Origin of the sequence: Streptomyces sp. NPDC046862, from assembly GCF_040704615.1 — a bacterium.
Lineage (GTDB): Bacteria > Actinomycetota > Actinomycetes > Streptomycetales > Streptomycetaceae > Streptomyces.
This window is the reverse complement of sequence record NZ_JBEYXP010000118.1, coordinates 1-10093: the sequence shown is the minus strand read 5'-3', so window position 1 is coordinate 10093 and position 10093 is coordinate 1. Positions and strand designations below refer to the sequence as shown.

Below are 10093 nucleotides of genomic sequence, written 5' to 3'. Positions count from 1 at the left end.
ACCCACTCGCTTTTCCCTCTTCCGCCCGTGTGCCCGGGTGGGGTGGCCCCGCCCCGCCCCGGGGCTGGTCTGGGTTGGGGGGGGGGGGGGGGGCGGGGCCCCCCCCCCCCCACCCCGTCACCCCCCACCCGTCACGACTCACAACCGCTTCGCACTCCGCAGCGTCTTCGCGTAGTACCCGTTCCCATCCAGCCGGGACACCCCACCCACGTCACCGATCGTCGGCCCGTTGACCTCCTCACGGCTGGACACGAAGATCAGGTGCCCCTCGGTGTCGTAGCCGAGGACCATGCCGACGTGGTCCAGCCGCTGCGCGGTCCGCTGGTCGAGCTTGAAGAAGACGAGGTCCCCGGGCTGGAGCTGGTCGATCCCGGTCGGCCGGTCCTTCGCCGTGATCCCGGTCAGCGGCAGCACGTCGACACCCTGCTTGGAGCGAGCCATACCGTTGGCGGTACGCGGCAGCCCGTCACCCGCCTGGTCCGACGACATCAGCGGGTAGCGGGCGCGGTAGCCCCAGATCATGCGCATGAACCCGGAGCAGTCCAGGGACCTGGCCCGCATCGCCTCCGGCGTCCCGGTCACCCCGTCCCGGAACGGGTACGGCACCTGGAGGAAGTCGAAGAAGTCGGACTGCTCCAGGCGCAGGTCACCGCCCTCGGCCCCCGTCGTGTTCAGGGGACCGAAGTTGGCGTCACCGGCGTACCGGGTGCCCTGCGCGTCCTTCTTGTCCTTGGCGCCCGCGACGTACTGGAACGCGAACGCGAAGAGGTCGTCCTTCTTGCTGCCCTCGAACTCGGCGTACCAGTCCTTGAACCACTTCTCCTTCTCCGCGCCCTTCTTCCACTTCTCGGGCATGAGCCGCACCCAGTCCGTCGTCGAGACCTTGGAGCTGGTGGAGGAGGGTTCGGCGAAGGTGCGGGACGGCCCGGTCAGCGTCGCGGTGCGCGCCCCGTCGGTGAGCACCGCCTTGACCTGGCCGTCGGAGCCGCGCAGCACGGAGCGGGCCGGGTTCTCCAGCCGCGACCACGTCTGCTCGCCCTTGTCCGCGCCCTTGGAGTCGTTGGACTTGCCGGAGCCGTCCAGCACGCCGACGTTGGTGATCTCCGTGACGCCCTGCTCGTCCTGCTTGCGGAGCTCCACGGTGAGGTAGCCGGACGTCCCCACGAGCGCGAGTACCACGAGCCCGGAGACGACCGGCCGCGATTTCTTCTTGCCTGCCATGCGAACTCTCCCCGTTTCTCAGACTGTGGGCATGATGCCGAGCAGCAGCCCGGCGGCGACAACGATGTAGGCCATGAGCGAGACGGCGCCGGTCGCCAGCAGCGTGGCCCCCTTGGGCTGACGCACCATCTGGTAGGCGACCAGACCGGGCACGATGAAGCCGAGGGTCTGGTTGCCGTACAGCAGCGGGAACTCGATCGAGAGCACGATCATCACCGTGGCCTGGAGCAGCACGCCCAGCAGGACCACCGCGGCGAACAGCCGCTTGCCGTAGAGGATCACCAGTCGCTGCATGACCTTGGTGCCCGCGTAGGTGAGGGCGGTGACGCCGACCACCATGGCCGCCCGCTGGAGGTCCTCGATGAGCGTGAGGGCGATCCATCCCGGCGTGATCATTCCGCCCGGGGACAGGTTGGTGGTCAGGTAGCACAGCAGCGAGAAGAACAGGCCGATGGCGATGCCGAGGGCGGCCATCTCGGGAGTCAGGGCGGCGGTGGTCAACGGGTTCTCCGGGCGCGGGTGCGGGTCGTGGTGCAGGGCGGTCGGCGGCGGCATAAGCGTGCGGGGCGTCGTCCCCGCCCGCGGAGGTCAGGGGTGCGGATGCTGACCACCTCCGTCGGCCGCCGGGTACGGGTGGCCGCCGTAGGAGTCGTCGCCGTACTGCCCGTCGCCGTACTGCCCCTCGCCGTACTGCCACGTCTCCTGGCCCGGGGCGGCGTACTGTCCCTGCTCCTGGACCGGGACGGCGTACTGTCCCTGCTCCTGGGCGTACGGTCCCTGGTGCTGGACAGCGGGCTCGGCCCACGACGGGCGACGCTGCTGAGCGGGGATGCGGACCACCGGTATCTCCTGGGTCTGCGAGGCCTGGTAGCGCTCCTCGTAGGCCACGGGGTACGAGGCGTACGGGTCCAGACGCGCGGGCTGAGCCGGCAGCGCGGGCTCCTCGGGCCGCTCCGCGTCCTCGGGTGCGGAGTCGTCCGCCGGGAGTTCGGCGAGGTACTCCAGGAGTTCCTCGCCCTGGCCGTGGATGTTGCCGATGGCGACGAGGGAGGAGTCGGCCGCCATGCGCTCCAGCAGGGCCGGCATGAACTCCTCGGCCGACCGCCGCTCACCGCCGAGGTCGATCGCGCGGTCGCGCCACTCGGCCGGGATGGCGTCGATGGCGCTCTTGGCGGGGTGCCCGATGACGAACACGTTGTCCGGCTGCAGGTCGGGGATGATCTCGCCCATCTGGCCGTTGCGCTCGACGCGGTCGGGACGGCAGTTGATCACGACGTTCAGGGGCCGGTGGATGGCGCCGAGGTCGAGCAGCTGGTTGATGTTCATCAGCGTCGACTCGGGATCGTTGGCCGCGAAGACATTGGCGAAGGCGAGCTTCTTGCCCTCGGGCGTGACGTAGCGCTCCACGGAGAGGACACCGGGGTCCGGCGGGGCGTCGTACATGCCCTGGAGGGCGACCTGCCGTTCCACGCCGAGCAGTTCGGCGACGACCAGCGCGATCGCGACGTTCTCCTTGAAGGTGAACCAGCTGAAGCCGCGCAGCTCCTCGTCGGTGACCGTCTCCGGGTCCGCGTAGACGAGCTTGCAGTTACGGGCGTCGGCCTCCTCCTGGAGGATGTGGAAGCGCTCCTTCTCCGCGGTGACGCAGATGCCGTCCTCGGGCATCGAGCGGCACAGCGAACGGGCCACGTCGTCGAGGGTGGGGCCCATCTCGGCGAGGTGGTCCTCGCGGACGTTGCACAGCACGCCGATCGTGGAGCGGATCAGCTTGCTCTGGTTGACCTCCTGCAGGGCCGGCATGACGGCCATGCACTCGATGACGAGGGCGTCGGGACGGTAGGTGGCGGCCCGGCGGACGATGCCGATCTGCTCCACCACGTTCGCGATCCCGAACTTCCGGTAGACCGGCTCCTCGGTGGCGTCGGGGTGGATGAACCGCGCGGCCGTTCCCGTCGTCTTGGCCACGGTCACCAGGTCCCCGCCGCGCAGGGCCCCGGCGCACAGCCGGGTGATGGAGGACTTGCCGCGGATGCCGTTGACCAGCACCCGTGAGGGAATGCTGTGCAGGCCGGCGTAGTGCCGGCGCTGCTCCACGATGCCCGCCACGAGCAGCATCAGGCTGCCTATGAGCAGCACGAAGTAGAGATAGAGCACGGCTGGGTCACCTTCCCCGGACGACGGGCTGGGGCTCCGCGAGCCGGCGTGCCTGGTTCTGCTTACGGACCTGGAGTTGCTGACGGAGCAGTTCGAAGCTGCGCACGACGGCACCGACCTCGTCCTGGTAGCGCGGGTACTGCACGGTCTTGAGGTCGCCCTCGGCCAGCTTCTCGGCGCCGGTGGCGAGGGCCCGCAGCGGCCGGGCCACGACCAGGAACACCCAGCCGAGGCAGACGACGATCAGGGCGAGACCGAGCAGTCCGGCGAGGATGCTGCGGTCCTCCAGCTGGTAGGGCGCGGTCTGGAAGGCCTTGGCGTTCTGCCAGCTGACCACGGTCCAGCCGATGTCGGCGGCGACACCGCCGCCGGAGAAGGGTGCCGCCGCCGCGACGGTGACCGAGCGCCCCTCGCGGATCAGCAGGCCGTTCTCGACGGGACCGGCACCGACCCGGACCGTACCGGCCCGGACGACATCGGTGAGCGCGTCCCGCGGCAGCTTCTCGAAGGCCAGGAAGCCGTCGCTGGCGGCGATGGTCTCCACCTTGGAGTCCACCACGCGGACCTCGCCGAGACCGGGCCGCTTCAGCAGCGAGTTGAGGAACTCGACCCTCACCTCACCGACGACGGTCTCGCCCTTCTTGTCCAGGACGGGGGCCCCGACCTGGACGACCGGCTTCTTCCCGCCCTTGCCCGCGACCCGGACCAGCGGAAGGTCCTTCTCACCGCTGAAGTCGGCGCGCGGCTCCTCACCCGCGCGGGCGAGGACCTCGCCGTCCTCGGAGAGGAGGTACAGCGACTGGTAGCGGGTGTGCTCGCGCAGGGCCGCCTCCAGCACCTTGCCGGTGGCGGCGTCGTCGTCGCCCTTGATCAGCCGGGACATGGAGACCATGTCCGCCTGGGCCTCGTTGAGCGCGCGGCGCACCCGGTCGGCGACCAGGTCCGTGCGGTCGCGCTGGTCGCTGACCATGGAGGCCGGGACGCTGACGGAGGAGTCCGTACGGTTCAGCAGGAGGCCGACCGGCACGCACCACAGCAGCAGCAGGACGGCGGTCAGCGCGAGCGGCCCGCGCACCCCGAACCGCGTCTTCGCGCGCCGGCGCTCGCCGGGCTCGTCCCCGGTGCCGCCGAGCTGCACGCGCACGTGCTCCAGCGCGTGTCCGACCCGCGCGGCCTCGCCCCAGCGGGGCACGGCCACCGGCCGGGTCAGGTCACCGCGGGCCAGCCGGCGGGACTCCAGGAACAGCCGGAGCAGCGGCCGCTGCACGGTCATCCAGAGCAGGGTCACCGCGAGCAGGCCGAGCACCACGAGGGCGCCGGCCGCCAGCAGCCCGTACAGCTCCCGGCCCGGGGCGACGGCCTGTTGCTGGACCACGGGGAGCATGGCCACCACCGTGAGCCCGAGCCCGGCGCCGACGCTCTGCTTGTCCTCGGGGTCGGCGGAGGCGAGGGAAGCGTATCCGGCCGTGGCGATACGGCCGTTGTAGGCGTCGCCGACCAGGGTTCCGCTGACGCCGGGGTAGCCGCGGGAGCCGGGTTCCCTGGCGCTGACGGGGTTCTCCTCGGTCTCGTGGGCCGACTGGCCGGCGAGATCGCTCATCTGCTTCTGGAGGAAGCCCAGCTCCTTGCGCTCCTGGTCCGAGTTGAGCGCCTCGGACTGCTCGAAGCCGGCCGTGGCGAGGACCTCCCCGCCGGTGGCGACGACCGCCATGGAGCGGAACTGCCCGAGGTTGATGGCGGGCACGGACATGCTGTTGGACGCGACCAGCAGCTGCTGCGGCCGGTCCTTCCAGCTGAGGACCGCCATGGTCATCAGCCGTACGTCACCGGTCTCCAGCCGGACCATGCGGGGCTTGAGCGCCTTGTCCCCGGTGAGGGCGGCCTTGTCCAGCCAGGCCAGAGGAATCGTTTCACCCCTGGCGGCCAGCACCTTGCCGCTCTCCAGGTCCAGGATCGTGGTGCCCGTCCACTTCTGGTACGTCTTGCCGAGGTCGGACAGGATGGATTCCGGCTGCACCGGCGAGCCCTGGTTCAGCGCCTCGGCGGTGCGGTTCAGGTCGGTGACCCGCTCGTCGATCGACGCGCGTAGGGCGATGGCGCCGTCCTCCGCGAAGTGCTGCTGCGCGGTCAGCACCGCCTTGGGCACGACCTGCTCACCGGCGGGGCCGAGCACCTTGGCGGTGAGTCCGGCGAGGGCGAGCACCAGCACGCAGAGCAGCGCGATCGGCGGGCGGATGCCGCCGAGCAGCGGCATGTCCGCCCGTCTGCGGCTTCGTCGCCGCCCGCCCTTCACGGGGCGCGCGGCACGCGTGGATGTCACCGGTGGTCTCCTTAGACCTCTACGGATGACGGCTGCTGCCGGACACCGCCAAACGCGGGGGCATGACAAGCCGTCATTTAAAAGACTGATAAGGAGCGCCGAGGTTGCGTCTCTCGCCCCGGAATGCGCTGTGGCGCTAGTCACGCTCCAGCGCGAGCTCCTTCAGTCCGTCGCCACCCGGAGCCCCGCGGTTGTACAGGAAGCCGCTCGTGCGCTCCTGGGCCAGCCGGTAGCGGGCGAGCCGCTCCTCGGAGAGGCCGTCCGGGGACTTGAGCGCCTGGCGCACGTCCACCACCCGGTGGTCCTCGACCGCTCCGGCGGGCGCCTTCTCACCGGCCTCCAGCTCCGGCGGGATGTCCACCAGCGTGGGGACGTAGCGGGCCGACACGTCCCAGTCGCCGTCGGTCGTCTCACGGAACTCGAACCAGCCGATCGCGCCCTCCTCGGTGAGCCCGGTGGGCGAGGAGTGGCGGGCTATCTGGTTGCCGAGGCTGTAGGCGAACCAGGTGCCGTTCACCTTCTGGATCGGCTGCACGACGTGGGAGTGGTGCCCGATCACGAGGTCGACGCCCGTCTCCTCGGTGATCCGCTTCGCCAGCTCCAGCTGCGGGATGCTCGGTTCGTTGTAGTGCTCAAGGCCCCAGTGCAGCGAGAGGATCACCACCTCGGCGCCCTTCTCCCGGGCCCGCTTCTCGGCCTTCTTGATCGCGTCCGTGTCGATCTGGTTGAAGGCCCACTTCTGGTTTTCGGGTGTCGGGTTGAGGAACGACATCCAGGAGAACGCGAGGTGGGCGACCTTGACGCCGTTGACGTCACGGATGTTGATCTGTTCTGCTTCCTCGGGTGTGCGCGCCGAGCCGGTGTGGCCGAGGCCGGCCTTGTCCATGGCGTTCAGCGTGCGCCGCACGGCTCCCAGACCGTGGTCCCAGGTGTGATTGGAGGCCGTCGAGCAGGTGTCGTAACCCACGTCCTTGAGGGTCGTCAGAATCTGCGGCGGAACAAGAAACTCCGGGTAACCCTCGAAAGGCCCCTTGGGTTTTCCGACCGGCGTCTCCATATGGCAGATGGCCAGGTCGGCCTTGCTGATGACCGGCTTCACCCCGGCCATCATCGGCCCGAAGTCCAGCCCGGCCTCCCCCTTGCCGGTCTTCTTGGCATCCTTGGCGGCCTGTTCGACCAGCTCGGGGTGAATGAGCACGTCACCGGCGGCGGCGACGGTGAACGAGCGCCCGCCCGACTTGACCTGCGGCGTCGAGGCGCCGGAACTGCACGCGGTGGTCACGGCGACGACCGTCGCCAAGGCGGCAACCGAACGACTGATCCGGAGAGGATAACGAAGTGTCACCGCGCAATATTCACATGGGGCCCACAAGCGCCACTACCATTACCGTCACAAGACAGTCACGTTTCATTCGCATTTTGGCACAAGTCGGTCTCGCCCTGGCCCTGTTCGGCTGCCAGTCATCAACTGACCAGGGAACGGAGGAATCCGCTCCGCAGTCCCGGGAACTGGTTGATCTTCGCAGTCGCATCCTCACGTATACGGCGGAGTTCGAGCCCGACGGCGACTACACCCCGCCGAGCGACGCACAGCGCGAGAAACTGTCCGAGGGCGTGGGACACCTCCTGGACGGGAACGCGACGAAGGCCGAACAGCTCCTGACCCCCATCGGCCTGAAGGTCACCCGCCTCACCGACACCGCGTCCGGACGCAGGTACGACGAGATCGCGGCCCGGCGGCAGGGCGAGGCCCAGCACTGGGGCCGCCTGTACCTGAACGCCGACGCCGGCCTGCGCTGGAACGCACAGGTCCCCCACCCGGTGTCCGACCGCGACACCGAACTCCTCGGAGTACGGCTCCTGGAGGACAACCCCGGCGGCTCACTGGTCCTGGCCGGCGCACACCGCCGAGCCGGCGAAGAGGGTGCCGCCGATGTCGCCCACAGCGAGGACAGCGCCTTCCACACCATCGTCGTGGAGCTCCAGAAGCGCGACGTGCCCGGTGTCCAACTGCACGGCTTCGCCAGGGACTCCGACCGCCCCTACGAGGCCGTCCTGTCCACCGGCGCCGCCCAGAACGCGCACACCGAGACCTCCGCCATGGCCGACGCCATGGAGGCCGACGGGCTCCGCGTATGCCGCGGCTGGCAGGACCGGTGCCCCCTCGAAGGCGTCACGAACGTCCAGGGCAGGGCCGCACAACGGCAGCACGCGAAGTTCGTCCACGTGGAACTCGCCCCCAGCGCCCGTGGAGACCGCCGCCACGCCGACGAGGCCGAGAAGGCCCTCTCAGGCCTCGTCACGTCCTGGGCGCACGACTGACGGGCTTCAGCAGCAAGCGGCAGTCCCGGGCGGAGTTCCCCCGGGGAGAGTCCCTCCGGGCAGAGTCCGCTTGTTCCGCGCCTCCTTGTTGCGCGCGGCCAGCAACTCGTCGGCCGGATACCCGACTTCCTCCAGCGTCAGCCCGTGCGGCCGCACGACGTGCACGGCGGAGTCCCGCACACCGGCGGCCAGCACCTTCTCCGGCCAGTCCGGCGCCCGATGCCCGTCCCCCACGAACAGCAGCGCACCGATGAGCGACCGCACCATGTTGTGACAGAAGGCGTCGGCGCGCACGGTGGCCGTGACGATGCCGTCATCCCCCCGCACGAGGCTCAGCTCCTGCAGCGTACGAATGGTCGTGGCGCCCTCACGCCTCTTGCAGTAGGCGGCGAAGTCGTGCTCCCCCAGCAGCCGCCCGGCCGCCTCGTTCATGGCGTCGACGTCCAAGGGCCAGTCGTGCCACAGCACATGGCCGCGCAGCAACGGGTCGACACCGCCGGGATTGTCGGTGACCCGGTAGGCGTACCGCCGCCACACGGCCGAGAACCGTGCGTTGAAGCCCGGGGGCGCCTCCCTGAGGGCCCACACCCGCACGTCCTTGGGCAGCCTCCCGGCCAGCCGCTTGAGCAGCTTCCCGCGATGCTCGCCCCACACCTCCAGCGGCAGGTCCACATGCGCCACCTGCCCCCGCGCGTGCACCCCGGCATCGGTCCGCCCGGCCACGGTCAGCTCGTACAGGTCCCCCTTCGAACGCGTCACCGTCCGCAGGGCGTCCTCGATCTCCGCCTGCACGGTCCGCCGCCCCCCGGCCTGCTTGGCCCAGCCGGAGAACTCGGTGCCGTCGTAGGAGAGATCAAGCCGTACGCGCACGTACCCGGGCTGCACTTCGTCACTCACAGGTAGATCCTCTCAGGCCCGCCGAACGCGAAAGCGGGCCCGCCCCTCGAAAGGAACGGACCCGCTGAGCACCCCGTAAGGGGCGCGGGGCTGTGTCGATATGCGGCTCCGCCGCGTGGGCGCGAACAACCACGACGAACTCGCAGCCGCCAACCGAACAGAACCCCGCAGACGCTTACGCGTCCTTCGACTCCTCGGCGGAGTGCTCGGCCTCGTCGGCCTTGGTCGTGTCGACCTTGGCCTCCTCGGCAACCGGAGCGGCCTCCGCGTCCTTGGCGGCACGCTTCGTCGCGGCCTCGGCCTCGCCGGTGGCCTGCTGCGCGACCGTCAGCGCCTCGACCAGCTCGATCACGGCCATGGGCGCGTTGTCGCCACGGCGGTTACCGATCTTGGTGATGCGGGTGTAGCCACCGGGACGGTTCTCGTAGCGCGGGCCGATCTCGGTGAAGAGCGTGTGCACGATGCTCTTGTCCGTGATCACCTGGAGCACCTGACGGCGGTTGTGAAGGTCGCCCTTCTTCGCCTTGGTGACCAGACGCTCGGCGTACGGGCGCAGGCGGCGGGCCTTCGCCTCGGTGGTGGTGATACGACCGTGCTCGAAGAGCGCCTTCGCGAGGTTCGCGAGGAGCAGCTTCTCGTGCGCGGCGCTGCCGCCCAGACGGGCACCCTTGGTGGGCTTCGGCATTGTTCTTCTCCTGTGTGTCTGCCCCGGCCGTATCAGGTACCGAGGTCAGTATCCGAGCAGGCGGTCGCCTGTCGGAGATCCGGGGCGTCCCCGAAGGGGCGCCCCGGAAGCGGCGCGGGGAACTGCGCGACAAGCCACAGCGCACCCGCACCCAAAATCGAACCCGTCGGTCCCGAGCTCTTAGTACTGCTCGGTCTCGACGAACCCGGCATCCGCGTCGTCGTCCGCGCCGAACGCGTCCGCCGCAGCGGTGGGGTCGAATCCGGGCGGGCTGTCCTTCAGGGCCAGGCCCATGCCGGCCAGCTTCGCCTTGACCTCGTCGATCGACTTCGCACCGAAGTTACGGATGTCGAGGAGGTCGGCCTCGGAGCGCGCCACGAGCTCACCCACGGAGTGGATGCCCTCGCGCTTGAGGCAGTTGTACGACCGAACGGTGAGCTCCAGCTCCTCGATCGGCAGCGCCAGATCGGCGGCGAGGGCGGCGTCCGTCGGGG

Annotated in this window: 9 protein-coding genes; 1 reads left to right on the top strand and 8 read right to left on the bottom strand. The window is 69.9% G+C overall.

The window, feature by feature from the left end; translation table 11 throughout:
• Nucleotides 1–138: 138 nt before the first annotated feature.
• The 5 genes from AB0959_RS52785 to AB0959_RS52765 all read right to left on the bottom strand — a co-directional run bounded on the left by AB0959_RS52785 (nt 139) and on the right by AB0959_RS52765 (nt 6995).
• Nucleotides 139–1221, bottom strand: coding sequence for an NlpC/P60 family protein (locus AB0959_RS52785; RefSeq protein ID WP_366834176.1), 1083 nt, complete (start codon nt 1219–1221; stop codon nt 139–141).
• 18 nt (nt 1222–1239) lie between these two features.
• Complete coding sequence (locus tag AB0959_RS52780) at nt 1240–1722, bottom strand: poly-gamma-glutamate biosynthesis protein PgsC/CapC (RefSeq protein ID WP_366834178.1); 483 nt, start codon at nt 1720–1722, stop codon at nt 1240–1242.
• An 87-nt stretch (nt 1723–1809) separates the two neighbouring features.
• Nucleotides 1810–3375: a poly-gamma-glutamate synthase PgsB gene (gene pgsB, locus AB0959_RS52775; RefSeq protein ID WP_366834175.1), complete on the bottom strand. Its 1566-nt coding sequence runs from the start codon at nt 3373–3375 to the stop codon at nt 1810–1812.
• Nucleotides 3376–3382: 7 nt separating this feature from the next.
• Nucleotides 3383–5629, bottom strand: a complete 2247-nt coding sequence (locus AB0959_RS52770) for a HAMP domain-containing protein (protein ID WP_366834177.1) — start codon at nt 5627–5629, stop codon at nt 3383–3385.
• Between the two features lie 202 nt (nt 5630–5831).
• Nucleotides 5832–6995: a CapA family protein gene (locus AB0959_RS52765; RefSeq protein WP_366834174.1), complete on the bottom strand. Its 1164-nt coding sequence runs from the start codon at nt 6993–6995 to the stop codon at nt 5832–5834.
• A 119-nt stretch (nt 6996–7114) separates the two neighbouring features.
• On the opposite strand from AB0959_RS52765, the gene AB0959_RS52760 reads away from it, so the two are divergent.
• Nucleotides 7115–8017, top strand: coding sequence for a hypothetical protein (locus tag AB0959_RS52760; RefSeq protein WP_366834173.1), 903 nt, complete (start codon nt 7115–7117; stop codon nt 8015–8017).
• Between the two features lie 6 nt (nt 8018–8023).
• Here AB0959_RS52760 and truA read toward each other — a convergent pair whose 3' ends face one another.
• The 3 genes from truA to AB0959_RS52745 form a co-directional block, all read right to left on the bottom strand.
• Entirely contained in the window at nt 8024–8914 is an 891-nt protein-coding gene (gene truA, locus AB0959_RS52755) for a tRNA pseudouridine(38-40) synthase TruA (RefSeq protein ID WP_366834172.1), read from the bottom strand.
• Nucleotides 8915–9089: 175 nt separating this feature from the next.
• Entirely contained in the window at nt 9090–9599 is a 510-nt protein-coding gene (rplQ, locus tag AB0959_RS52750; protein WP_366834171.1) for a 50S ribosomal protein L17, read from the bottom strand.
• 180 nt (nt 9600–9779) lie between these two features.
• The coding region (locus AB0959_RS52745) for a DNA-directed RNA polymerase subunit alpha C-terminal domain-containing protein (RefSeq protein WP_308812713.1) at nt 9780–10093 on the bottom strand (314 nt) is incomplete at its 5' end.

Excerpts from the sequence above, each read along its gene's own strand:
- AB0959_RS52770 (WP_366834177.1), bottom strand. The coding sequence starts at position 5,629 with ATGCCGCTGCTCGGCGGCATCCGCCCGCCGATCGCGCTGCTCTGCGTG.
- rplQ (WP_366834171.1), bottom strand. The coding sequence starts at position 9,599 with ATGCCGAAGCCCACCAAGGGTGCCCGTCTGGGCGGCAGCGCCGCGCAC.
- AB0959_RS52785 (WP_366834176.1), bottom strand. The coding sequence starts at position 1,221 with ATGGCAGGCAAGAAGAAATCGCGGCCGGTCGTCTCCGGGCTCGTGGTA.